This is a genomic window from Pseudomonas aestiva, assembly GCF_039908605.1.
Lineage (GTDB): Bacteria > Pseudomonadota > Gammaproteobacteria > Pseudomonadales > Pseudomonadaceae > Chryseomonas > Chryseomonas aestiva.
On record NZ_CP150916.1, the window covers coordinates 1,534,518 to 1,557,485 of the forward strand.

Below are 22,968 nucleotides of genomic sequence, written 5' to 3' on the forward strand. Positions count from 1 at the left end.
CTTGTGCCGGGGTGGAAAAGAGCGAGGCCGCTCAGGGAGCGGCCTCGGTTGAACGCGGAAACCAGAGGTTGCCCTATTTCAACTCGTGATCGTGAGCCAGTTGCTCTCTTTCGAGGAATTCGTCCTGCCGCAGGGAGTCCTTGAACTCCTCGGAGTCCTCCAGGGCCAGGGGGTCATTGAGTTCGCCGCTGGAAAGACGCTTTTTCTCCAGTTTGCCGGACAGGTGGGTAATGGCTCGCAGCAGCTTGTCCGCTGCACCTTCCACTGCCAGGTCGAGGGAATCGGCCTTGTGAGTTACCGAGAGCGGCTGGTGCCCCTTGATACGGGCCTCCATCTGGCACCGCTTGTCCTGAGCACCCGATTTGCCGGCGTTTTCGTCGTTGAGGTGTACCTCGACACGGGTCAGGAGTTCGTCGAAGCGATCCAGGCGGTCTTCCACCACGGACGCCACCCAATTCTGCAAACCGGCACTGCTTTCGATGTTGTGATCACTGTTGACTTGGACTTGCATGCGGCTTCCTCTTTTTGACGGGCCTGACCATTGGATGAGGCCGGTCAGGCCGAGGTTCAAGGCTGTTCGTCCGTTGTGCGTGTCACCCGATGTTTCCTTCTGGCAGTGTTGAGGCGCGTCGCAACTTTCGAAAAACGACGCTCAAGTCGCGGGTCGCTGGCGTTTTGCCCTTATCCACTGATAATGCGCGACCTCTCATCGTCCGTCGCAGTGGGGATCGTCAATGCCAGATGTGCTCACGCGTGGCCGCAGTTTTGCCCGGCGGCTCTGGCTACCCCGTGCGATAGGTCTGTTGCTCAGCCTCAGTTGCATCGTCTCGGTGCAGCTTACCCAGCCGGTGTCCATCGGCCTATGGCTGTTGCTGCTGGCCAATGCGCTGTGCTGGTCGCCGCTCGCCTACTGGCGCGCCGCCCGCGCGCGCGATCCCTATCGCGCCGAGCTGGGCAATCTGCTGCTGGATTGCGGCTCGGCCGGCTTCTGGGCGGCGAGCATGGGCTTCAATCTCCTGCCCAGCGTGACCCTGCTCGCCATGACCGGTATGAACATGCTCGGCGCCGGTGGCCTGGCGTTCTGGCGCCGGGGCCTGCTCGCGCAGCTGGCGGGCATCCTGGTCGGCCTGGTGGTGCTGCGCCATCCGGTCGTCCTCGAGACCTCCACCGCGCAGATCTATGCCTGCCTGCCGATGATCGTCGCCTATCCCTGGGCCCTGGGCCTGGTAAGCTTTCGCCTAACGCGGCAGCTGTCGCGGCGCCAGCAGGAGCTGGAGCTGATCAGCAAGCAGGACGGCATGACCGGCCTGCACAACCGCACCCACTGGGATCAGCTGCTGCAGCGCGAATTCGCCCGCTGCAAGCGCAGCGGCGCCACGGCCAGCCTGGTGATGATCGACCTGGACAACTTCAAGCTGGTCAACGATCGCTTCGGTCACCAGGCCGGTGACGAGATGCTGCGGCAATTTTCCGGCCTGCTGGCCCGGACCATCCGCACCAGCGACCTGGCCGGTCGTTTTGGTGGCGATGAATTCGGTATCCTCTTGCCCGACACCTCGCCCGAACGGGCCCTGGACCTGATTCGGCGGCTGCAGGAGCGTTTGCACGAGATGCAGGCGGGCGGCCCTGGCGATCGCCAGAACGTCCGCGTCGGCATGAGCTGCGGCGTCGCCGGATTCGACCGGGCCTACGATGACGTCGCCCACTGGCTGCAGGCCGCTGACTTCGCCCTCTACCGGGCCAAGGCGCAGGGCCGCGGGCGGGCCGAGGTGGCCGATCCCCAAGGAGTGCTGGCATGACCCCGGCGATAGAACTGCTCAAGAAAAGCCAGGTGCCCCACGAGGTGCTGAGCTACCACCATGATCCCAAGGCCGCCTCCTACGGCCTGGAAGCCGCCGAAAAACTCGGTCTGGCGCCGGCGACGGTGTTCAAGACCCTGCTGGCGGCGAGCGAGAAGCAGGAGTTGCTGGTGGCCATCGTGCCGGTCGCCGGGACCCTGGATCTCAAGGCCCTGGCCCAGGCGGCCGGCGTCAAGAAGCTGGAGATGGCCAAGCCCGACCAGGCCCAGCGCAGCACCGGTTACCTGGTCGGCGGTATCAGTCCGCTGGGACAGAAGAAGCGGCTGCGTACCTTCATCGACGGGTCTGCGGCGGAGTTGCCGAGCATCCATGTCAGCGCCGGACGCCGGGGGCTGGAAGTGGCCCTGGCACCTACGGACCTCGCCCGCTTGCTGGATGCGCCCTTCGTGCCGATCGGCAAGGCCTGAGCGCCTGTCTTTCGGGTAGGGTGGAAAACCGCGTAGCGTTTTCCACGCGCGCTCGGGCTGCTGGGTGGACAAGGCTGCGTCGTTGTCCACCCAGCGACGGGTTGGTTGCCGACCTCCAGTAGGGTGAAAACCGCCTGGCGTTTTCCACCCCCTCTGCCCGCTAGGCTATTCCGTAGTTCTCACGCAGCTGCTGCCGGTAGCGCTGGTAGGCCGCTTCGTACTCGGCGACCCGTGCGGGATCCGGTTCGGCACGGCTGGCCGGGTCCAGATGCACGCAGCGCTCGGTGAGGCTGTCGAGCGACTCCGGATGCCCCTGTTCGCGACTCCAGCACCAGGCGGCCTGCAGCGCGCCACCCAGGGCCGCGGCTTCGCCGTGGATCGGGCAGACCACCGGGGTGTTCATCAGATCGGCGATCAGCTGGCGCCACACCGGGCTCCTGGCGCCACCGCCGATGAGTCTCAGGGTGTCGCCGGGCATGCCCAGGTCGCGCAGCAGATCGAAGCCGTATCTCAGGGCGAAGCTCACTCCCTCGACCACCGCCCGGCACAGGTTGGCGCGGGTGAGGTTGGTGGCGGTGAGGCCATGCAGGCTGGCGGTGGCGGTCGGCAGCGCCGGTACCCGTTCGCCATTGAGGAAGGGCAGCATCAGCACCCCCTCCGCGCCGATGGGCGACTCCGCCACCAGACGGGTGAATTCGGCGAGATCCAGGCCGAGCAACTCGCGGATCTGGCCGCTGGCATTGGTCAGGTTCATGGTGCAGATCAGCGGCAGCCAGCCGCCGTTGGACGAGCAGAAACCCGCCACGGCGGGATGCTCGCTGATGCGAGGTTCGTCGGAATACCCATAGAGGGTGCCCGAGGTGCCCAGGCTCAGGGTGATCTGGCCGGCGCGGCTGTTGCCGGTGCCCAGGGCGCCCATCATGTTGTCGCCGCCACCGCTGGAGACCAGCGCCTGGGCGTTGATGCCCAGTTGGCTGGCGACCTCCGGTCGCAGCCGCCCGACCGGCTGGTCGGCTTCGATCAACTCCGGCAGGGCGCGCTCCAGGCGACCACTGGGGTCGATATGGCGCAGCAACTCCAGGTCGTACTGGCGCGTGCGCACATTGAAATAGCCGGTGCCCGAGGCGTCGCCGTATTCGGCCACGGCGCGGCCGGTCAGCCAGAAGTTCAGGTAATCGTGGGGCAGCAGCACCTGGTCGATCTGGTCGAACACCTCCGGGTGCTGTTCCTTGGTCCAGAGCAGTTTGGAGACAGTGTAGCCCGGCGCGATGGCCAGGCCCAGGCGCTCGATGGAGCCCTCCACGCCGCCCAGGTGGTCCAGCAGCCGCTGGTTTTCCGGGGTGGATTCGGTGTCGCACCAGAGCTTGGCCGGACGCAGGACCTTGCCGCTGTCGTCGAGCAGTACCAGACCATGCTGCTGGCCCGAGACGCCGACGCCGAGGATGTCCTGCCCATCGCTGCCGGCCTGCGCCAGAGCGGCGCGGGTGGCCGCCACCAGCGCCCGGATCCAGTCCGCCGGATTCTGCTCGCGACGGCCGTTGGCGGCCTCGGTCAAGGGGTGCGGCGCACTGCCTTCGCCCAGTACCACCCCGCGCTCGACATCCAGGATCACCGCCTTGGTGCCCTGGGTGCCGCAGTCGATCCCGAGAAACTTCATGCCTGGCCGCTCCTTGTTGTTGTTAGGGCTTGTCTGAAAAGTCGACGCTGAGCAGGCAGCTTTCTGCCAGGGCTAGTCGCCGAGCAGGGTCTGCAAGGTGGCGCTGACCCCGTGGGTACGCAAGTTGTACAGCTGCCGCTCGAAGGCGGCAACGAAGGCCGCGGATTTCGGGATGTGCTTACCGAAGATTTCCTCGGCGCCCAGCAGGCGCTCGGTGAGATTCTTCTGATCCTGCACCAGTTCCTCGCAGTAATTGGCGCGCGGATCGGGGATGCGATAGGTCGCCCCGGTCTCGTCCACGCCACGCAGATAGACCGCCCAGGCGGCCACCACCAGGGCGGCGCGATCCATGGCCTGGTCGTCTTCGATCAGGCGGTTGATGGTCGGCACGGTGAACTTGGGAAACTTCGACGAGCCATCGGAGCAGACCCGCTCCAGCTGGTCGGCGATGGCGCGATTGGAGAAGCGCTCGATCAGGGTGTCCTTGTACTGGTCGAGATCGATGCCGGGCACCGGTGCCAGCTGCGGGGTCACGTCCTCGTCCATGTAGGCGCGGATGTAGCGCACGAACAGCGGATCGGCCATGGTCTCGTGGACGAAACGGTAGCCCTTGAGGAAGCCCAGGTAGGTCAGCGCCAGATGGCTGCCGTTGAGCAGCTTGATCTTCATCTCCTCGTAGGGGGTAACGTCATCGGTGAACTGGACGCCGACGTCTTCCCAGGCCGGACGACCGGCGACGAACCTGTCTTCCAGCACCCACTGCAGGAAGGGCTCGCAGACCACCGGCCAGGCGTCCTCGACGCCGTGTTCGGCCAGCAGTGCCTCGCGATGGGCGGTGCTGGTCATGGGGGTGATGCGATCGACCATGGCGTTGGGGAAGCTGACGTGCTCGGCGATCCAGCCGTGCAGCTCTTCGTCCACCAGGGCGGCATAGGCCAGCAGGGCCTTGCGGGTGACCTGGCCATTGTGCGGAAGGTTGTCGCAGGACATCACGGTGAAGGGACCGGTGCCCTCGGCGCGGCGCTTGGCCAGGGCCGCCAGCAGGAAACCGAAGACGCTGCGCGGATCGCCCGGATGCTGCAGGTCGTGCTGGATCTGGGGCAGCTTGAAGTTGAATTCGCCGGTGCTGTCATCCATGCAGTAGCCGCCCTCGGTGATGGTGAGGGAGACGATGCGGGTGCTGGGATGGGCCAGCTTGTCGATCAGCGTCTGGGTGCCGTCTTCGGCCAGCAGCATGCCGCTGATGGCGCCGACGACGCGCACCTCGGTGTCCGGCTCGTCGGCCAGCACCACCTGGGTGTAGAGATAGTCCTGGCCGGCCAGGGCATCACGCATGGCGCGGTCTTCGGCGCGCAGGCCGACGCCGCAGATGCTCCAGTCCAGGTCGCGGCCCTGATTGAGCAGGGCCTCGGTGTAGATGGCCTGGTGCGCGCGGTGGAAGCCGCCGACGCCGATGTGGACGATGCCCTGACGCAGCTGGCAGGCGGCATAGCCGGGCTTGGCGATGTAGTCGGGAAGTTGTTCGAGGTGCTGGCGATTGAGTTTCACGATGGCGATCCTGCAAGGCGATGCCCCGGGCGCGTGCGGGGCGCCGGGGCAGGAAAGGGGAGAGGGGTCAGGCGGCTTTGCGCAGCAGCGGCGCCACGGCGCGGCCCTGTTCGTCGAACAGGTGGCAGAAGTCGACGTCCAGCGCCAGGCGCTGGCGTTCGCCGTAGGCGACGGCGCAGTCACCCGGCACGCGCACGGTCAGCGGCTCCTCGGCCTCGGTGACCATGTGGCAATAGGTGTCGCTGCCCAGGCGTTCGGCCACGTCGCTGATCACTGGCAGCTGGCCGTCGGCGGCCAGGCGCAGGTGTTCCGGGCGAATGCCCAGGGTCACCGGGCTGCCGATCGCGAGGTCGTCACCACGGCGTGGCAGGTGCAGCCGCGGACCGGCCGCCAGCTCCACCTCCACGCCCTGGGCGTCGGTGGCCACCACCTTGCCCTTGAAGAACGCCATCTTCGGCGTGCCCAGGAAGCCGGCGACGAAGAGGTTGGCCGGATGGTGATAGAGCTCCAGGGGCGAACCGACCTGTTCGACGCGGCCGCCGTTGAGCACCACCACCTTGGTCGCCAGGGTCATGGCTTCCACCTGGTCGTGGGTCACGTAGATCATGGTGGCCTGCAATTCCTGGTGCAGACGCGCCAGTTCCAGGCGCATCTGCACGCGCAGGGCGGCGTCCAGGTTGGACAGGGGTTCGTCGAACAGAAAGATCTTCGGCTGGCGGACGATGGCGCGGCCGATGGCCACCCGCTGGCGCTGGCCACCGGAGAGCTGACGCGGCTTGCGCTCCAGCAGCGGCGTCAGCTCGAGGATGCGGGCGGCATCGGCGACCTTGCGCTCCACTTCCTGTTTGTCGATCTTGGCCAGATCGAGGGCGAAGGACAGATTCTTGCGCACGCTCATGTGCGGATAGAGGGCATAGGTCTGGAACACCATGGCCAGGTCGCGCTTGGCCGGCGACACTTCGGTGATGTCGCGACCGTCCAGCTCCAGGGTGCCGCTGCTGACCTCTTCCAGGCCGGCGATGAGGCGCAGCAGGGTTGACTTGCCGCACCCGGACGGGCCGACGAAGACTACAAATTCGCGGTCGTTGATGTCGAGGTCGACGCCCTTGATGATTTCCAGCGAGTCGAAGCCCTTGCGCAGGCTGCGGATTTTCAGATTGGCCATGACAGGAGTCCTCTTGTTCTTATTTCACCGCGCCGAACGACAGGCCGCGGACGAGTTGTTTCTGGCTGATCCAGCCAAAGATCAGGATGGGCGCGCAGGCCAGCGTCGAGACGGCCGACAGCTTGGCCCAGAACAGTCCCTGGGGACTGGAGTAGGAGGCGATCAGCGCGGTCAGCGGCGCGGCGTTGGACGAGGTCAGGTTCAGCGACCAGAAGGCCTCGTTCCAGCAGAGGATCAGCGACAGCAGCATGGTCGAGGCGATGCCGCCCTTGGCGATCGGCAGCAGCACCCGGACGATTTCCTGGTAGGTGGTGGCGCCATCCAGGCGCGCGGCCTCGAGGATGTCCTTGGGGATGTCCTTGAAGTAGGTGTAGACCATCCAGACCACGATCGGCAGGTTGATCAGGGTGTAGACGGCGATCAGCAGCAGCCGGCTGTCGAGCAGTTCGAACTGCTTGGCCAGCAGGTAGATGGGTACCAGTACGCCCACCGCCGGCAGCATCTTGGTGGACAGCATCCACAGCAGCAGGCGCTGGGTGTTCTTGGTCTCGTGGAAGGCCATGGAATAGGCCGCCGGCAGCGCCAGCAGCAGACTCAGCAGGGTGGCGCCAAAGGAGATCACCACCGAGTTCAGCGCGAAGTGGAAGTAGTCGCTGCGCGCCTGGATGGTCAGATAGTTCTCCAGCGTGGGCGTGAAGAAGAACTGCGGCGGCGTGGCGAAGGCGTCGATCTCGGTCTTGAAGCTGGTCAGCACCATCCAGAAGATCGGGAAGAACAGCACCAGGGCCACCAGCCAGGCGAGCAGGCCCAGCAGCAGGCTCTGCAGGCGCCGGGATTGCTTGAGCGTCAGCATGTCAGGGTCCTCACTGTTGGGTCAGGTTCTTGCCGAGCATCCGCACCAGGATAATGGCGGCGATGTTGGCGATGAGCACGGCGATCAGGCCGCCGGCGGAGGCCAGGCCGACGTCGAACTGCAGCAGGGCCTGGTTGTAGATCAGGTAGGCGAGGTTGGTGGAGGCGAAGCCCGGACCGCCACTGGTGGTGGTGTAGATTTCGGCGAACACCGACAGCAGGAAGATCGTCTCGATCATCACCACCACGGCGATGGGCCGCGCCAGGTGCGGCAGGGTCAGGTGCCAGAAGATGGCGAGCGGCCCGGCGCCGTCCAGGCGGGCCGCTTCCTTCTGCTCCTGATCCAGCGACTGCATGGCGGTCATCAGGATGAGAATGGCGAAGGGCAGCCACTGCCAGGACACGATCAGGATGATCGACAGCAGCGGATGGGTGGCCAGCCAGTCCACCGGGGTGGCGCCGAAGAGTTTCCAGACCGCGGCGAGAATGCCGGAGACCGGATGGAAGATCAGGTTCTTCCAGATCAGGGCGCTGACCGTGGGCATGATGAAGAACGGCGAGATCAGCAGGACGCGGACGATGCCGCGGCCAAGGAACTCGCTGGCTTCCAGCAGCGCCGAGATCAGCACGCCGAAGACCACGCTGATCAGCAGCACGCTGCCCACCAGCAGCAGGGTGTTGCTCATGCCGGGCCAGAAGCCGGCATCGGTGACGAAGTATTCGAAGTTCTCCAGGCCGACGAAGGCGTGCTCGCCCGGATAGAGCAGGTTGTAGCGGATCAGCGAAAACCAGATGGTCATGCCCAGGGGCACCAGCATCCACACCAGCAGCAGAGCCACCGAAGGACTGATCAGGAACCAGCCGGGACTAGCACGACGGCGTTGACGACGGGCGGGAGCGGCAGGGGTTTCGACGGCGGGCGTCTTGAGGGTGGAGGTCTGCATGGCGATGCTCCGCAAGGCAGTGGGCCGTGACGAGGCACTGGCGTCTCGCGACGCCAGCGACGGATCAGGCAGGAAAAGCCGCTAGGCCTGGGTCCGCGGGGTGCGGACCCAGGGCTCCAGCGCTACTTGGGATAGCCGGCGCGCTTCATTTCCCGGGCGGTGGACTGCTGCGCCGCCTGCAGCGCCTGCTCGACCGACATCTGCCCGGTGAGGGCCGCGGCGAACAGCTTGCCTACCGAGGTGCCGATGGCCTGGAACTCGGGGATGGTCACGTACTGGATGCCCACATAGGGCACCGGCTTGGCCGAGGGATGGGCCGGGTCGGCGTGCTGCAGCATGTCCAGCGAGACCTTGGCGAAGGGCGCCGCGTCCATGTAGGCCTGGCTGTAGGTGGACTTGCGGGTACCCGGCGGCACGTTGGCGATGCCGTCCTTGTCCGCGACCAGCTTGGCGTAGTCCTTGGAGGTGGCCCAGGTCACGAAGGTCTTGGCGGCATCCTTGTGCTTGGAGGAGGTCGGGATACCCAGGGACCAGGCGTACAGCCAGGAGGAGCCCTTGTCGGTGACCTCGCGCGGCGAGCCGGCGAAGCCGACGCTGTCGGCGACCTTGCTCTGGCTCTTGTCCATGGTGAAGGAGCCGGCAACGCTGGCATCGACCCAGATGGCGCACTTGCCGCTGTTGAACAGCGCCAGGTTCTCGTTGAAGCCGTTGCTGGAGGCGCCGGGCGGACCGTACTTCTTCATGTTGGTGACGTAGTAGTTGGCCGCCGCGGTCCATTCCGGGCCGGTGAATTCCGGTTGCCACTTCTCGTCGAACCAGCGCGCGCCGAAGGCGTTGGCCATGGTGGTGACCAGGGCCATGTTCTCGCCCCAGCCGGCCTTGCCTCTCAGGCAGAGACCGTACTGGTCCTTGTCCGGCTGGTGCAGCTTGCCGGCGAACTCGGCGATCTGGGTCCAGGTGGGCTGGGCGGGCATGGTCAGCCCAGCCTGCTGGAACAGGTCCTTGCGGTAATAGGTTATGGAGCTTTCGGCGTAGAAGGGCAGCGCATAGAGGGTGCCCTTGACCGACAGGCCTTCGCGAACCGACGGGAAGAGGTCGTCCAGGTCGTAGTTGGCGGGCAGGTCCTTCATGGGCTCCAGCCAGTTCTGGGCGCCCCAGAGGCCGGTCTCGTACATGCCGATGGTCAGGACGTCGAACTGACCGCCCTGGGTGGCGATGTCGGTGGTCAGCCGCTGCCGCAGCACGTTTTCCTCGAGCACCACCCAGTTGAGCTTGATGTCGGGGTGCTGTTCTTCGAAGGTCTTGGACAGCCGCTGCATGCGGATCATGTCGCTGTTGTTGACGGTGGCGATGGTGACCGTTTCAGCGGCCTGGAGGGCCAGCGAGAAGGTCAGGCCTGCAGAGAGGGTGACAGCGGACAATAAAAGCGCTTTTGGTGTTGTTTTCATCTTGCACTCCGCGTCCTGTGCAACTGCAGCAGACGCTTTTCTTGTTGTTGTAACCCACTACGCGGCCGGCTGTGACGGCCTTTGCAGCGGAAGCCACGGACCGATTACAGCCCGTTGCCGCCCGGGAAACAAATGCTGAAAGACACCAAAATCGGTATTTTTTTGCACATCCGCGCAGGCTGCGCGGGACGCGCGATCCGGCCGGCGGCTCTGCCTAGAGACTTTCCGCCTTGACCTTGGTGATGCCGTCCTCGCGATAAAGCTGCAAGGTTCCGGGGGTGGATTCGATCACCCGCTCGTTTTCGATGAGGAAGGAATAGACCGGCGTCGCACTGCCCGGGGCGCGCAGGTTGCGATATTCGTAGACCACCAGGCGATCGAGCTGCGCGACCCGCTGCGGCGAGCCGAAACTCTGCCGGAGTTGTTCCTGGGTACGGCCGCCGAATTGCGACGGATCGGCCGGGGGCTGGGTGGGAGCCGAGCTGCAGGCCGACAGGGCGGCGAACAGGAGAAGGGACAGGCGTTTCATGACGGCTCCGCGTGCAGGTTGAAAGGGCAGAAGAGTTGAGCTGCCCGTAGAACCAGACGGACCTGCAAAAAAGCGATTCATTCCCCAGGCAGGATCAAAAAGCATACGAATGGGAAACCATCCGTCGACATCAATCCAACGGACTAGAATACCCAGCGTTGCTCTTGAGCAAGGGTCCGATGTTCATTCAGCCAGCGGGCGCCATTCACTGGCTGTCGACTGTCGCGCAACTGGGCGTCAGTTCTGGCAGGGATGGCATCGGTACTCGAGAGGGGGACCTGAAGGGTGAGGTCCGCCAGCTTGAGCGGCGGTACGGCGGGGAGGGTGGCAGCTTCGGCATGGAAGGCGGCGAAGGTTGCGATGACGCTGGCCAGAATACGAATTCCCATTCCTTGGGTCTCCTGGTAGATCCGAAGCGCGAATCTACCATTCCACTGCCTATTTGGTTCCCGCTTAGTCTGACGTTACTGCGTATTTGTGATCCCGTTCGTCATCCTCGATACCGGTCGGTCACGCTACCGACAAGCGGATGGCGAGTCGCTCAGGCGACCGGTAGCGGCTCGCGGTGCTTGGCCGCCAGATAAGCGAAGAGCGGTGGGCAATCCGACACCAGGCTGACCAGGGTCTGGCCACCGGCGGGCTCTTGCCGCAACAGCACCTTCTCGCCTCGCACGTTGAGATAGAGGGTGTATTCCGGCGTACTGGACTGAGCCATGAATCCTTCGCCCATCAGGGCACTGCCCAGGGCCATCCGCTGCGGCAGATCGCAGCTGCCCTGCCACTGGAAGGCACGAATGCCAAGGTTCTCCAGGGTTTCGGCAACGGCGCAATCGATGCTCAACGGCGGATGATCGAAGAGCGGAAATTCCTGCGACAGCAACTCGAGATGGCGTTCCAGACCTTCGAAGTGCTGTCTGGGAATCAGTCGCCGCAACTGCTGCAGCTGACCATTGCCGTGGAATAGCGAAGTTTGTGCGGTCATGGCGTCCTCCCGGTACAACGAGCACTCAACTGTTCTGACGGCGGCGGGCGGATTTGGTGCGGTCCGTCGCTGCATTTCGCCGTCCTGAGTGCCAATACCCGACAGCCTGCGCCGCCGAGATGACACGGCCATGACCAGGGGCTTCTAGTCGGACCTTTGCCGACATCGGCAGAATTTGGCCAGTGCACGGCCGCGGTCTGACCGGGGCCAGCGTCAAAGGCGCTGACGGGCAGGATCGCGACTATTCTTTTCCACCGGTGGAACTGGCACCCTGACGCCTTTTCCCGTTCCAGGAGCGCTCATGACCGCTATCGCCCCCGCCATCGCCGAACGCTACCGCGCTGTCCAGGACATCGCCCGGGAAGCGGCGCAGCTCGGCCTCGACTTCTATCGCCGGCGCGGTGCGCTGCAGGTGGACCACAAGGGCAGCGACCTGCAGGACGTGGTGAGCATCGCCGACAAGACGCTGGAGGAGCTCATCCGCCAACGCCTGAGCGAGCGCTTTCCGGAGGATGGCCTGCTGGGCGAAGAGGGCGGCGCCACCGACCTGTCCGCGCCCTACCTCTGGGTCATAGACCCCATCGACGGCACCGCGCCCTTTCTCAACGGCCTGCACAACTGGTGCTTGTCCATAGGCCTGATGCACGAGGGCGAGCCCTTGCTCGGCGCCATCATGGATCCGAATCACGACGAACTCTTCCACGGCCTGCGCGGGCACGGCTCCTTCGTCAATGGCCAGCCGCTGCGCGTCCATGCGGCCACCGAGATCCGCCAGGGCCTGACCGGGCTGGGTACCACTCATAGACGCGGTAAGGAACACTTCCTGCCGTTCGTGACCGGTCTGCTCGCCGAGGGGGGGCAATTCTTCCGCAATGGCTCGGGTGCCCTGATGACGGCCTATGTCGCCGCCGGCCGGCTGATCGGCTATTACGAAACCCTGATCCATGGCTGGGACTGCCTGGCGGGCCTGGTCCTGATCCAGGAGGCAGGGGGGCGCCACAACGCCTTCCTGCGCAACGATGGCCTGATCAATGGCAATCCCCTGCTGGTGGCAGCGCCCGGCGTCTACGATCAGCTCGCCGCGCTGGTCGGGCCGTCGCTGGACGCTTGAGCGAAACGACCCGGAAGCGCTCGCCTTTCAATGTCCGGAGGAATGCCGATGAAAGATCGAACCAGGACAGTGCTGTTCGCGACCACCCTGTTGCTGCCCGGCCTGGCTGTGGCGGCCGACGGCGGCTGCGCGGCGAAGCGCCTGACGCTGGAGCGGCAGATCGCCCAGGCGCAGGCGCAAGGCGATGCAGGGCGGCTGGCGGGGTTGCGGCGGGCACTCGGCGCGGTGCAAGCGCATTGCACCGACGCCGGCCTGCGCCAGCAGCGGCTGGACGTCATCCAGGCCCGGAGCCGCGAGGTGGCCGAGCGAGAACGGGATCTGCGTAGCGCCCAGGCCAAGGGCGACGCCGACAAGATCCAGGTGCGCACCCGAAAGCTGGCCGAGGCGCGCCGTGAACTGGAAGAGGCCCGCGCCAGGGCGGACCGCTGAGCGATCTCAGCGCGTTTCCTTGCGATAGATGCTCGGCTTCCAGTAGTCCTTGAGCAGCAGGTGCAGGGGGCCGCGCCAGCCGCGCTTGCGCAACTGCCAGGCGATCAGCACGTTCATGATGCCGTGCCCCAGCAGCAGTACCGAACCGTGGCGTTCGGCCAGTTCGATGAGGTGATCGGCCGCCTGGCCGGCGCGTACCGAGGAACTGCCGATGGACTCGGTATGGGCGGCGAAACCCACGAACCAGGCGGATCTGAACAGCAGGCGCCAGGCCTTGACCGGCAGTCGCGGCGTATCCAGCTCCAGATAGGGCAGGTGGGCTTCGGCATAGCGGTCATCCACCGGGCTGCCGGGGCGCCCCATCAGGTACTCGAGCGAGCGCACGCAGCGACTCAGGGGACTGCTCACCACATAACCCGCCTCTTGCGCCAGCCGCCGCGTCTCCGCGGGCTCCTGGCCTGCGGGCACCGGCGCCTTCTGGTAGCGTGCGACCCAGTCCTTCATCTCCCTTGGAGCGCAGCGGGCCTTGCTGGATAGATCGGGCTTGCCGTGACGGACCAGAATGATCTGCATGAAAGGTAACCTTGGAAAGATTGCTCACTAGACCGCTGCCGGTGCCGTTCGTCTCGCGGGGTCGTGATGGCATGAATAGTGGCCAGGTGCCATTCGTACTACTTTGCGTGCCGCTTGGCTTGTTTATCTGGTAGAAGGTGACTGGGTTCACGAGTCTGGAGCCCTGACCGCTGCGCAGCAGGCCGCTTCAAGGTTCCATCCGAGGTCCTGCCGGCAATCCGTCGCCCCCACGGCGGCCACGCCCTTCCATCCAGGGACCAGGAAAGCATGAAGACAACACTGTTCGCATTGGCGCTGCTCGGGCTGCAATTGCTGGGGTCTGCGCCGGTCACGGCCGCGGAAGAGGCGCATGTGGCGCTGATCAAGAGCGTCTCGGGCAACGTCAAGGTAGTGCGCCAGAATGCCACCCTGGACGCTCAGGCCGGTACCACCCTGGAGGTGGCCGATCGCCTGCAGGCCGGTCCGGATGCCACCGCCGCCATCGTCTTTCTCGACGGCACCCTGCTCACCCTGGGCAGCGACGCCGATGTGCAATTGCGTGACTATCTCTTCGAGCCCAAGCGCAGTCGCTATGGCTTCTCGCTATACCTGACCAAGGGCTCCGCCATCTACTCGTCCGGCAAGATCGGCAAGGTCGCCCCCGACACGGTCAAGATCGAAACGCCGACCGCTACCATCGGCGTGCGCGGCACCCGTTTCCTGGTCCAGGCCCAATGAACGCGATGGTCGCTGTCGCGTCCCCTGGGCGTCTGCTACTGAGCGTGCTGTTGTCCGCGCTGCTGCTGGGCGGCTGTGCCAGTCCGCCGCCGCCGCAGACGCGAGTCATCCTCATGCCCGATGAAGACGGCCATGTCGGCGCCGTTTCGGTGACCAGCCCGGCCGGTCGCCAGGCCATCGACCAGGGCTTCGGCGAGGTCACGGTGGGCGCACCGGGGCAGGCGCCGACCGCTGTGCAGGCGGTGGCCCAACCCCTTTTCGAGCAGCAGCATCGACAGGTGCTGGCGGCTCAGCCGTCGCCGCCGAAGACCTACATCCTCAACTTCCTCTCCGACAGCATGGAGCTCACGCCGCAGTCCAAGGCGCTCCTTCCTGAGGTGCTGGAAAAGGCACGGCAGCGCATCCCCACGGAGATTTCGGTTTTCGGCCATGCGGATGGCTCGGGAGCGCCTTCCTACAACCTCGACCTCTCGGGGCAGCGTGCCCGCAAGGTGGCCGGTCTGCTGCAGCGGCTCGATCCCAAGTTGCGCATCAATGTCGAGTTTTTCGGCGATACCGTGCCTCTGGTACCGACCCGTCCCGGCAAATCCGAGCCGCGCAACCGGCGTGTCGAAGTCCTGATTCTCTAGGTTCGCGGGCATGAACTCCGTTGCGACCCTGCTGCGCCGGCGCGCGCCCTGGATGTTCCTGGTCAGCCTGGGGCTGTCGCTGGCCTTCGGCCTCGCTGCCCTGGCGCAGTTGCCGCCGCTGCAGTACCTCGATCGCCTGGCCTACGACCAGCTCAGTCGCCTTGCGGCCAGCACCGAGGATGCCACGGATGTCCAGGTGGTCACCATCGACGAGGCGAGTCTGGCGGCGCTCGGGCAGTGGCCCTGGCCCCGCTACCGGGTCGCTCAGCTGCTCTCCCGCATCGCTGAGGCCGAGCCGGCGGCGATCGCCGTGGATGTCCTGTTCAGCGAGCCGGACCGGACCTCGCTCAAGGCCTTGCAGCAGAGTTTCCGCGACGACTTCGGTGTGGACCTGAACTTTTCCGGGGTGCCTGTGGAATTGCAGGACAATGACGGTTATCTCGGCTACGTCATGGGGCAGACGGGGGCCGTCGGCGCCCGTTTCTTCTTTCTCGATCTGCAGCAACCCGTCTCCGGCGGACTGCGGCCAGGGGTCGGCTTCACCGGCGACCTCGACGCCCTTCAGCTGCCCGCAGCCAGCGGCGCGCTGGACAACGTGGCCCCCATCGCCAGCCAGACGCGCTTCAGCGGCTTCATCAACAGCCAGCGTGACAGCGATGGCATCCTGCGGCGCGTCCCCCTGCTGCTCAGCCACCAGGGCATCCTCTATCCGAGTCTGGCGCTGGCCGCCACCCTGCGCGCCCTGGGGCTGAACGAGGCGGTGGTGGAGAGCGGCCTTGCCGGGCCGACGCTGCGACTCGGCGATCACCGGCTGCCACTCGATCGCGACGGCCAGACGCTGCTGCGGCTGCACGGCGGGGCCGAGCACTATCCGGAGGTCTCGGCAGTGGCGGTGCTCAGCGGCGCGGTGGCGCCGGCCACCCTCAAGGGCAAGGTCGTCTTCGTCGGCGTCTCGGCCGCAGGCTTCAACGACCTGCACACGACGGCGCTGGGCCAGATCTTTTCCGGTGTCAGGCTGCAGGCCGCCCTGACCCAGGACCTGCTGGACGATGCCCTGGTACGGATTCCCCAGTTCGCCGGCGTGCTGCAACTGGTGCTATGCCTGACCGGCGGCCTGCTTCTCGCCGTTGGCTTTCTCTTCAATCGCAGTCAGCGTCGCTTCGCCCTGCTGGCGGCCGCCTTGATCGTCCTGCCGCAACTGCTGGGCGCCTGGCTGTTCGTTCGCCATGACGTCTTCCTGCCGCTGGCCGCGCCTCTGCTGCTGGTGGCGATGCTCTCGGCGCTGGCGCTGATCACCCGGATCATCCTGGCGCGTCAGCACGAAGAGCGCTGGCGCCGGCAGCTGGAACGCTCGCGGCAGGTCACCATCGAGTCCATGGCGGCGGTCGCCGAAACCCGCGATCCCGAGACCGGTGCCCATATCAAGCGCACCCAGTACTACGTTCGCGCCATCGCCGAGCAGTTGCGGCTGTCCGGCCACGCGCCGGAGCAACTCACGCCCGATTACATCAAGCTGCTGTTCCTGTCCGCGCCCCTGCACGACATCGGCAAGGTCGGCGTGCCGGATGCCATCCTGCTCAAGCCCGGTCGGCTGACCCCGGAAGAGATGCAGGTGATGCAGCGGCATGCCGAATTCGGTCGGCAGATCATCCTCAGCACGGCCAGCCATCTGGAGGATGACAACTTTCTCGCCCTGGCCGCCGAGATCGCCAGCACCCACCACGAGAAGTGGGATGGCAGCGGCTATCCCAACGGACTGTCCGGTACCGGCATCCCGCTGGCCGGCCGGATCATGGCGGTGGCCGATATCTATGACGCCCTGATCAGTCGGCGCTGCTACAAGGAGCCGTTCAGCCATGCGCATTCGCTGCAGATGATGCGCGAGATGCGCGGCAGCACCTTCGATCCCCTGGTGCTCGACGCCTTCCTGGCCATCGAGCCGCAGATCTGCGCCATCGCCCAGCGCTTTCACGACGAGGGGGTGGGTGGCTCCAGGCGGCTGGTCTGAACCGGCCCGCCGCCGTCTGCAGCTTCTCCCAGCCCTCCATTTCCAATTCCGCCTTCACAACAGCGACAGACCACCGCTCGCGCAACAGCTTTGCCTACTGCCACACAAGGCAGGCAGGGCAGTCGCTGTTTCCTTGAAACATTTTCTCGAAAATAGCCCGGGCAGGGCGATGGAAGGCTGATACCGGCAGAGGCGCGTCCTTGAGCGCTTCCTCAGATGAATTGGCTGATTTGCGTTCGCTTATGATATTAATTTGCATTTACAGATGCATTCAGGTTGCATAGCCTGCGTTCCGCCGCGCAAGACGGCAATGGATACCGGTCCCTGGAAAGCCTCCAGCGAGTCCTTACGTGGGGTACGGACGGGTCGGTGTTTCCCTAGAGGACGACCAACGACATGCAGCTCTTCTCACTTCGTCTCATCGCGCTTTCCGTCTCCCTGGGCGTGGCGACCCTCGCCCAGGCCGCCCCCGTGGCGCTGTCGCAACCGGCGCAGCCGCTGGCCGATGCCTTGCAGAGTTTCGCGCGCGCGAGTGGCTTCCAGGTGAACTACGATCCTGCTGCCTTGGTGGGCAAGCGAGCCCCGGCACTGGCGGGACGGATGGAGCCGGATGTCGCCCTGCAGCGCCTGCTGGCGGGCAGTGGCCTGGCGGCCTCGGTCAGCGGCTCGGTCGCGACCGTCGCCCCGGTGGCCACCCAGGCGGCGGCCGGCAGCGTGGCGCTGGAGGCCACCACCATCAGCGCGGACGATGGCTCCCTGACGGGCCGGACGACCACCGAAGGGACACGCTCCTACACCACCGGCGCCATGAGCACCTCCACCGGCCTGCCCCTGTCGATCCGGGAGACGCCGCAGTCGGTGAGCGTCATCACCCGGCAGCGCATGGAAGACCAGGGCATGACCGATCTCAATGATGTGGTCAGATATGCCCCGGGCGTAACGCTGCGCAAATTCGGCGGCGACCGCCAGGAATTTCTCTCCCGCGGCTTCCGCATCGACAACGTCATGTACGACGGCCTGCCCACCACGGCCGGGACCTTCACCCTCGACAGTCTGTCCTCGGCCGATCTGTCCATCTACGACCGTGTCGAGGTGGTTCGCGGTGCCACCGGCCTGATGACCGGCGCCGGCGATCCTTCGGCCACCCTGAATCTGGTGCGCAAGCGCCCGACCGCCTTCCCCCAGGTCAGCGTCACCACCAGCGCCGGCAGCTGGGACCGCTACCGTACCGAGGTCGACGCCTCCAACAAGCTCAACGAAGCCGGCACCCTGCGCGGTCGCGCCGTGGCCGCCTATGAAGACGGCCACAGCTTCCAGGACGTGCGCGAGCGCAAGCGCCAGACCTTCTATGGCGTCCTCGAAGCGGATCTCAGCGACGCCACCACCTGGACCATCGGCGCGTCCAAGCAGCGCGAGGACAAGACCTCCGACTGGGGCAGCCTGCCCAGCGGTCCCAATGGGGAAAACCTGCACCTGTCGCGCTCTACCTTCCTGAGCGGCGACTGGGCCTACTGGGATCAGGACAACTACACCCTGTTCTCCGACATCACCCACACCTTCGACAACGGCTGGAAGGCCAAGCTGGCGGCGCAGCAGGTCTGGGCCAATTCCGATACCTACTCCAACTACCTGACGTCCACGGCCGCGGACTTTAGCTACAGCTCGGTCAGTGACTTTGGTACCGCCTCCGGCGCCTATCGCACCGATTCCGATCAGCTCAACCTTGATGCTTCGGTGAGCGGGCCTTTCCAGTTGCTGGGTCGCGAGCACGAACTGATGGCCGGGATCAGTCGGCGGCAGGACAAGTTCTATCAGCGTGGCGGCTACTCGGGTGCCACTCCGGTGGACATCTACAACTTCCGCCCCAGCAGCATCCCCAAGCCGGCCAAGGACAGCCTGACACCCTATGCCAGCAAGAACACCACCACCGAAGAGGCGGTGTATGCGGCAGCGCGCTTCAATCCGGTGGACCCGCTGCACGTCATCGTCGGGGGACGAGTCAGCTGGTATGACTTCGACAACCTTTACAGCGACAACGACTACAAGGCCACCCGCGAAGTCACGCCCTATGCCGGCATCATCTACGACCTGAACGACATCTATTCGGTCTATGCCAGCTATACCGAGATCTTCAAGCCGCAAAGCGAGCAGAACTCCGGAGGTTCGGTCCTCGAGCCCATGACTGGCAGAAGCTACGAGATCGGTCTCAAGGGTGCCTATTTCGATGGCGCGCTGAATGCCTCCGTGGCGCTGTTCGACACCATCCAGGAGAATCGTGCCTACCTGCCAGCCAACCAGGCCACCTTCTGCCCTGGCTACCCCGCGCAGAGCTGTTACAGCGCTGCGGGCGAGGTCCGCAGTCGCGGTATCGACGCGGAAATCTCCGGCCAACTGACGCCAAACTGGCAGGCGTCTGCGGCCTATACCCTGGTCCTCAGCCAATACACCAAGGATGTCACCTACGAGGATCGCCGCTTCGCGCCCGAGCAGCCCAAGCACCTGTTCAAGGCCGCCACCAGCTACCAACTCACGGGTAGCCTGAGCAACTGGCGTATCGGTGCCGATCTGCAGGCTCAGAGCGAGACCTTCGAGCGCGTCGGCACCGGCGAAGCCAAGCAGGATAGCTATGCCCTGGTGGGTCTGATGGCCGGCTACCGCTTCAACGAGCACTGGGATGGCCGGGTCAACTTCAACAACATCTTCGACGAGAAATACTGGCAGGGCATCCCGACGGGTACCGGAAGTGGCACCTACGGCGATCCCCGCAACGTCATGCTCAGCCTGAAGTGGACGCTGTAACCGGCGCGTGACTCGCACGCTTCGCCCTTGTCCAATCCCCCGGACCTGGGCGAAGCTGCGGACTTCCGCGAAGGAGTGCCACCCATGTCCAGCTCGCTCGTCCACCTGGAACGCTATGCCGATCGTCACGCCGAGGGCCTGGCCGCCCTTTATGGCGATCCGGTAGTTGCGCGACAGGTGCTGCAATTGCCCTATCAGACCGCCGAGCAATGGCGGCAACGGCAGAGTGCCGAGCGCGAAGGCCGGGTGGCGCTGGTCGCCCTGCAGCAGGGGCGGGTCGTGGGCAGCGCCAGTCTCGAACAGCAGCCGCGTATTCGCCGCCAGCATTGTGGTGCCATCGGTATGGGCGTGGCCCGGGATTGCCAGGGGCAGGGCATAGGCACCCAGCTGCTGACGGCGCTGCTCGACCTCGCCGACAACTGGATGAATCTGCAACGGGTCGAGCTGACGGTTTTCAGCGACAACGAGCCGGCCCTGGCGCTCTATCGCAAGCTCGGTTTCGAAGAAGAAGGTCTGCTGCGGCGCTATGCCCTGCGCGATGGGGTGTTCACCGACGTCTACAGCATGGCGCGCTTCAAGCCCTGATCGGGTGTATGAAAGAAACTTGAGTTAATCACGAGAAACCTGAGTTTGTTTCATGCGTCGCGCGGGAAGACAATCTTTAGCCTGTCAGGTGGAGGTGTGCAATGGTCAAGATTCATTCCCAGGGTTCCGCGCGCAGCGAGCAACAGGGTGACGCGTCCCTGGCGTCTCTCGACAATTGCGACCGCGCCGCCCTGATCGCCCAGGAACGCGAGCAGCGTCGGCAGGCGTGGCGTGCCCAGCAGGCTGCGGGTTGTGAGTGGCTCACGGTAGGCGACTTTGGCTGGGGCGATCGGGTGCTGGCGCACTCCTATCTGGTAGGCGCTGCCGCCCATGTCGAGCCGGCGGACGATCACGGGTTCGCCGGCACCTGTCAGGTTCCCGTATTCACCTCGGACCAGTCCTTTGCCATCGGCTGGGAACAGCTTTTCGATGAGGTCGCCGAGGCCCAGGCGCTCGGTCTGGCCGTCAAGCCGATAATCCTCGGGCCGCTGAGCTATCTGTGGCTTGGTCGCGCACTCGATCCCGCCTTCGACCGCCTCGAGCTGCTGGAGTCGCTGCTGCCGGTCTACGGCGAGATCTTCGCGCGGTTGGCCGCCCAGGGCGTGGAATGGATCCAGCTCGACGAGCCGCTGCTGGCGCTGGAGCTGCCGCTGGCCTGGCGTACCGCCTTCGAAAGGGCCTACAACCTGCTGCAGCGCGAGCCGCTGAAGAAGCTGCTGGGCGTGCGTCACGGTGACCTGATCGACAACCTGGGCCTGGCTACCGCTCTGCCGGTGGAGGGGCTGCATGTCGACTGGCCGCGTTCGGTCCAGGCCCAGCAGGGTCTGCTCGATCGGCTGCCGGCCTACAAGACGCTGTCGCTGGGCCTGGTCGAAGACACCGAGGCCGGGCAGATCGGCCAGCAGCGGCGGCTGCAATTCGCCTACCAGATCGGCGAACGCCTGAAGGAGCGCCTCTGGCTGTCGCCCGTGGTCTTTACCGGAGATGCGGACACGGCCCAGGCCGCTGCTCTGACAGCCGAATTCAACGCTCTGGTGCGGACCGCTCGCCAGGCAGCCGTGGACAAGCCGGTAGCGCCCAGGCAGCAGCCCTGGTCGGCGATCGAAGCGGCCCTGGCCAAGCTGGGCGCCGCCCAGTCCGGGCTGGTGTCGTCCTGAATCAGCGGTGGGCGGTCAGCAACAGACCGCCTGCGCCGGCAAAGAAGGCTCCGGTAGCCTGGTTGAGGCGACGGACCCCACGGGGTCCGCGGATGAAGCGGCGGATCTGCCGGCCGAACAGACCATAGATGAAGGCCGCGACCATTTCCGCGAACAGATGAGTGCCACCCAGGTAGACGAATTGCTGGGTCGTCGGCTGGCTGGGATCGATGAACTGCGGAAAGACCGCGGCGAACAGCAGGATCGCCTTGGGATTGCTGATGCCGATGAGGAATTCCTGCAGCATCAGCCGATGCAGCGCCCGCGGTTGGGCCGCCCCGGTCTCGGTCAGGTCCAGGCCGTCGAAGGCCCGGCTGCGCCAGCTCTTCACGCCGAGGTATAGCAGGTAGAGCGCGCCGATCCACTTGATGACGGTGAAGGCCGTCTCCGAAGCCAGCAGCATGGCGCCCAGGCCCACCGCCGAGATCACCAGGAAGATCACGAAGGCCACATCGCGACCCAGGGCCGCCAAGCCCGCGGTCACCGCGCCATGGCGGATGCCATTGCCGAGCGAGCAGAAGTTGTTGGGGCCGGGGGTCAGGGCGATGAGCAGGGCGACCGGAAAGAACAGCAGGGCATCGACGAGGTTCATGGCGGTCGCCTGGCGCGCCACGCAGGCGCTGAAGAGGAGGGTGGTCGGCTATTTAAACCGTCTTTCCACGCCTTTCTCCACCAGAATCTTCGCCGAAATCTCCTCCACGGAAAAATGCGTGGTGTTGATGAAGGAGATGTTCTCGCGACGGAACAGACTCTCCACCTCGCGCAGTTCGAATTCGCACTGGGCGAAGCTCGCATAGCGACTGTTGGGCCGGCGCTCGTGGCGGATCGCCGCCAGGCGCTCGGCGTCGATGGTGAGCCCGAACAGCTTGTCCTTGTAGGTCTTGAGCGAGGCGGGCAACTGCAGGCGCTCCATGTCCTCTTCGGTCAGCGGATAGTTCGCCGCGCGGATGCCATATTGCAGCGCCATGTAGAGGCAGGTCGGCGTCTTGCCGCAGCGCGAGACCCCCACCAGGATCAGATCGGCCTGCGCATAGTGGGTCGTGCGGGCGCCGTCGTCGTTTTCGAGTGCGAAATTGACGGCCTCGATCCGCTCCATGTAGTGACTATTGTGCATGATCGAATGTGACTTCCCTACCGAATACGAAGATTCGGCGGAAAGTTCCCGTTCGAGCGGGGATAAAAACGTGGAGAAGATGTCGATCATGAACCCGTTCGACTGGTCCAGAATGGCCCGGATGTCACGGTTGACGATGGTATCGAAGATGATGGGTCGCGCACCGTCCTGGACGGCGGCGGCATTGATCTGCTGTACCATCGCCCTGGCCTTGTCCAGCGTATCCACGTAGGGGCGCGTGATCTTTCTGAAGGTGATGTCCCCGAACTGGGCCAGGAGGCTCTGACCGAGGGTTTCGGCCGTGATGCCGGTACCGTCGGAAATGAAAAAGGCGGTTCGTTGCATGGAGGGACGTCCTGGTGGCGTACGGGGCAGGGATCGCTGCACTGTAACCTACCGCCGTCCACTGTCCATGG

22 protein-coding genes and 1 pseudogene are annotated in these 22,968 nt (G+C 65.2%); 10 read left to right on the forward strand and 13 right to left on the reverse strand.

Going from position 1 to position 22,968, the window contains the following annotated elements; all coding sequences use genetic code 11:
- Window positions 1–73 precede the first annotated feature (73 nt).
- On the reverse strand, window positions 74–511 hold the full coding sequence (locus AABM56_RS07045; protein ID WP_133859703.1) for an HPF/RaiA family ribosome-associated protein: 438 nt from the start codon (window positions 509–511) through the stop codon (window positions 74–76).
- A gap of 223 nt (window positions 512–734) precedes the next feature.
- On the opposite strand from AABM56_RS07045, the gene AABM56_RS07050 reads away from it, so the two are divergent.
- The gene (locus AABM56_RS07050) at window positions 735–1,799 is read left to right on the forward strand and encodes a diguanylate cyclase (protein WP_133859702.1); all 1,065 of its coding nucleotides are present in this window, start codon (window positions 735–737) and stop codon (window positions 1,797–1,799) included.
- The gene (gene ybaK, locus AABM56_RS07055; protein ID WP_133859701.1) at window positions 1,796–2,266 is read left to right on the forward strand and encodes a Cys-tRNA(Pro) deacylase; all 471 of its coding nucleotides are present in this window, start codon (window positions 1,796–1,798) and stop codon (window positions 2,264–2,266) included. Before AABM56_RS07050 ends, ybaK begins: the two co-directional genes overlap by 4 nt.
- A gap of 160 nt (window positions 2,267–2,426) precedes the next feature.
- Here ybaK and xylB read toward each other — a convergent pair whose 3' ends face one another.
- The 9 genes from xylB to AABM56_RS07100 form a co-directional block, all read right to left on the reverse strand.
- On the reverse strand, window positions 2,427–3,923 hold the full coding sequence (gene xylB / locus AABM56_RS07060; protein WP_347883928.1) for a xylulokinase: 1,497 nt from the start codon (window positions 3,921–3,923) through the stop codon (window positions 2,427–2,429).
- A gap of 72 nt (window positions 3,924–3,995) precedes the next feature.
- Window positions 3,996–5,471: a mannitol dehydrogenase family protein gene (locus AABM56_RS07065; protein ID WP_133859699.1), complete on the reverse strand. Its 1,476-nt coding sequence runs from the start codon at window positions 5,469–5,471 to the stop codon at window positions 3,996–3,998.
- Between the two features lie 67 nt (window positions 5,472–5,538).
- Complete coding sequence (locus AABM56_RS07070; RefSeq protein WP_187978786.1) at window positions 5,539–6,636, reverse strand: ABC transporter ATP-binding protein; 1,098 nt, start codon at window positions 6,634–6,636, stop codon at window positions 5,539–5,541.
- 19 nt (window positions 6,637–6,655) lie between these two features.
- Entirely contained in the window at window positions 6,656–7,489 is an 834-nt protein-coding gene (locus AABM56_RS07075; RefSeq protein WP_133859697.1) for a carbohydrate ABC transporter permease, read from the reverse strand.
- 10 nt (window positions 7,490–7,499) lie between these two features.
- Window positions 7,500–8,432 carry a carbohydrate ABC transporter permease gene (locus AABM56_RS07080; protein ID WP_133859696.1) on the reverse strand — a complete coding sequence of 311 codons (933 nt, stop codon included), beginning with the start codon at window positions 8,430–8,432 and terminating at the stop codon, window positions 7,500–7,502.
- A gap of 122 nt (window positions 8,433–8,554) precedes the next feature.
- The gene (locus tag AABM56_RS07085) at window positions 8,555–9,880 is read right to left on the reverse strand and encodes a sugar ABC transporter substrate-binding protein (protein ID WP_068385265.1); all 1,326 of its coding nucleotides are present in this window, start codon (window positions 9,878–9,880) and stop codon (window positions 8,555–8,557) included.
- A gap of 214 nt (window positions 9,881–10,094) precedes the next feature.
- Window positions 10,095–10,409: a hypothetical protein gene (locus AABM56_RS07090; protein ID WP_133859695.1), complete on the reverse strand. Its 315-nt coding sequence runs from the start codon at window positions 10,407–10,409 to the stop codon at window positions 10,095–10,097.
- Between the two features lie 143 nt (window positions 10,410–10,552).
- Window positions 10,553–10,798: a hypothetical protein gene (locus tag AABM56_RS07095; RefSeq protein ID WP_133859694.1), complete on the reverse strand. Its 246-nt coding sequence runs from the start codon at window positions 10,796–10,798 to the stop codon at window positions 10,553–10,555.
- 152 nt (window positions 10,799–10,950) lie between these two features.
- On the reverse strand, window positions 10,951–11,391 hold the full coding sequence (locus AABM56_RS07100; RefSeq protein WP_133859693.1) for a hypothetical protein: 441 nt from the start codon (window positions 11,389–11,391) through the stop codon (window positions 10,951–10,953).
- 301 nt (window positions 11,392–11,692) lie between these two features.
- On the opposite strand from AABM56_RS07100, the gene AABM56_RS07105 reads away from it, so the two are divergent.
- Window positions 11,693–12,502, forward strand: coding sequence for an inositol monophosphatase (locus AABM56_RS07105; RefSeq protein ID WP_133859692.1), 810 nt, complete (start codon window positions 11,693–11,695; stop codon window positions 12,500–12,502).
- Window positions 12,503–12,550: 48 nt separating this feature from the next.
- Window positions 12,551–12,931, forward strand: coding sequence for a DUF1090 domain-containing protein (locus tag AABM56_RS07110; protein WP_166655859.1), 381 nt, complete (start codon window positions 12,551–12,553; stop codon window positions 12,929–12,931).
- A 6-nt stretch (window positions 12,932–12,937) separates the two neighbouring features.
- Here the strand turns inward: AABM56_RS07110 and AABM56_RS07115 are convergent, their stop codons facing one another.
- Window positions 12,938–13,504 (reverse strand): histidine phosphatase family protein, encoded by a 567-nt coding sequence (locus tag AABM56_RS07115; protein ID WP_133859690.1) that lies wholly within the window; start codon window positions 13,502–13,504, stop codon window positions 12,938–12,940.
- Between the two features lie 267 nt (window positions 13,505–13,771).
- Between AABM56_RS07115 and AABM56_RS07120 the strand changes: the two genes are divergently transcribed.
- The 6 genes and pseudogenes from AABM56_RS07120 to AABM56_RS07145 all read left to right on the forward strand — a co-directional run.
- On the forward strand, window positions 13,772–14,221 hold the full coding sequence (locus AABM56_RS07120; RefSeq protein WP_133859689.1) for a FecR domain-containing protein: 450 nt from the start codon (window positions 13,772–13,774) through the stop codon (window positions 14,219–14,221).
- 5 nt (window positions 14,222–14,226) lie between these two features.
- Entirely contained in the window at window positions 14,227–14,850 is a 624-nt protein-coding gene (locus AABM56_RS07125; RefSeq protein ID WP_347883929.1) for an OmpA family protein, read from the forward strand.
- 10 nt (window positions 14,851–14,860) lie between these two features.
- Window positions 14,861–16,858, forward strand: coding sequence for a CHASE2 domain-containing protein (locus tag AABM56_RS07130; RefSeq protein WP_347883930.1), 1,998 nt, complete (start codon window positions 14,861–14,863; stop codon window positions 16,856–16,858).
- Window positions 16,859–17,254: 396 nt separating this feature from the next.
- Window positions 17,255–19,657 (forward strand): TonB-dependent siderophore receptor, encoded by a 2,403-nt coding sequence (locus AABM56_RS07135; RefSeq protein ID WP_133859686.1) that lies wholly within the window; start codon window positions 17,255–17,257, stop codon window positions 19,655–19,657.
- Between the two features lie 84 nt (window positions 19,658–19,741).
- Window positions 19,742–20,242: a GNAT family N-acetyltransferase gene (locus tag AABM56_RS07140; protein ID WP_133859685.1), complete on the forward strand. Its 501-nt coding sequence runs from the start codon at window positions 19,742–19,744 to the stop codon at window positions 20,240–20,242.
- A gap of 215 nt (window positions 20,243–20,457) precedes the next feature.
- Window positions 20,458–21,114: pseudogene (locus AABM56_RS07145) on the forward strand (5-methyltetrahydropteroyltriglutamate--homocysteine S-methyltransferase); the annotation flags it as partial.
- Between the two features lie 286 nt (window positions 21,115–21,400).
- On the opposite strand, the gene AABM56_RS07150 reads toward AABM56_RS07145, so the two are convergent.
- The gene (locus AABM56_RS07150) at window positions 21,401–22,030 is read right to left on the reverse strand and encodes a LysE family translocator (RefSeq protein ID WP_133859683.1); all 630 of its coding nucleotides are present in this window, start codon (window positions 22,028–22,030) and stop codon (window positions 21,401–21,403) included.
- A gap of 48 nt (window positions 22,031–22,078) precedes the next feature.
- Window positions 22,079–22,897, reverse strand: a complete 819-nt coding sequence (locus AABM56_RS07155) for a pyruvate, water dikinase regulatory protein (protein WP_133859682.1) — start codon at window positions 22,895–22,897, stop codon at window positions 22,079–22,081.
- Between the last annotated feature and the right edge of the window lie 71 nt (window positions 22,898–22,968).